The sequence below is a fragment of the Halorubrum yunnanense genome (assembly GCF_026586675.1).
GTDB classification, from domain to species: Archaea; Halobacteriota; Halobacteria; order Halobacteriales; family Haloferacaceae; genus Halorubrum; species Halorubrum yunnanense.
The window spans coordinates 1-1,390 of the sequence record NZ_JAODIX010000100.1 but is presented as its reverse complement, the minus strand read 5'-3'; the positions used below and the strand labels follow the sequence as shown (position 1 = coordinate 1,390).

The following is a 1,390-nucleotide window of genomic DNA, read 5'->3' as shown; positions in this document are numbered from 1 at the left end:
GAGGGGTCCTCCCCCCTCCTCGACCTTGTCGGCGCTCGACACACTGTACTTGTGAGAAGATTTCGGGGGCCGGTAAGGCTCGGTTGGGAGAGATTGCTGTTCTGGAGGGAGAAGTTCATATGACGGCGTTATGAGCCCTTTTGCAATTTTACCAAACTGGGTGAGTGTCACGGTGTTGCTCTGCGTCGTGTACTCGGCAACCTCGAGCAGGTCATGCTGTTCAAGCTGTCGCACGTATCGATCAACGGTGCTTGCAGCAAGGGCGATCTCCTCGTCAGATTTCAGTTCTTGAACGGTTCGAGGCTCGTCTTGGAACATGTTGGCTATGAGTCGATGCGCACCGGGACTGTTCAGCTCATCGAGAACGCGGTAAGCCTCTGTCCGGTCTCCGCTGTCTGTGTCGTGATTGGACAGGAGGGACCCGCCACGGCCCTCAGTAAGGTCATGCTCGTCGACGATATCCGGAACACGGCGCGTCAGCGTGCGGACGACGTGCGGTGACGCAACCAGCTCAATGTCGACAGCCTTGGCGAGGATGTCGAGCGAATCAAAGAATCGCTCTATCATCCGTCGGTCCTCGACGTCAGTCCACGTCGGCCCATCAAGGACTAACTGGATTCTCGGCGTCACTCCGGCGGCCTGTAGGAGTGCAACGTGTGTGTGACGGAGCCCATCGAGATGCTTCCCTTCTGTAGACTGACCGCTGCCATACTTCCGGAGATTATCGCGAACAGCGTCCGGCCAGTCATCCATCGGACAATCAGCAGCTGCGATTACTGTGGTCGCGAACGCGAGGTTACCACCACTCACGCCGTATTTCTTCGCAAGGTGGTTGACACCACCGTACTCCTCGTCAGCCGGTGGCAGATTGAGCGACTCCACGGGCCGACCTTCCTGCTCTGCGATGCGGCGAACTGCATCGATCGTCGACGGGATCAGTGTGCCAACAATCTCTGTCAATTCAGAGGCTACACTGGGGGTCACGTCGTGGATCGCGTTTGTCAGCTGACTTTGACCAAACGTCGCGACCGTGAGTGACCCACAGTCATCGTAGCGGTCATCGGGGTCAGCTAGGTCAAATTCAACGGGCGTATGGTGGCGCTCAAGCGCTTCGGAGGCCTTTATTTTCAACAGCTCCTCACGGTCTCGAAGGCGATTCTCTCGCCCCGTCAGTGAGGTCCCCACCCCACGCTCAATTAACTCCTCGACGATCTCTTCGCGAGATGGAGAAGGGTCCGTGGCCGGTGTGAACAGGTCGGCAACAGCCTCATGACGCTCAAGCAATTCGCCCTCGCTGACGACGTTTCCAAGGATATCGGGCGTCTCGGTCGTGGGGACATCTCCCTCAATCTGGTCCTCAAGATCGGCGTAATGAGCAACCTCAGCAAAT

General features: G+C 57.6%; 1 pseudogene. It reads right to left on the bottom strand.

Annotated features, from left to right (window positions below):
* Positions 1-1,390 (bottom strand): annotated as a pseudogene (locus tag N5096_RS16055) (hypothetical protein); the annotation flags it as partial.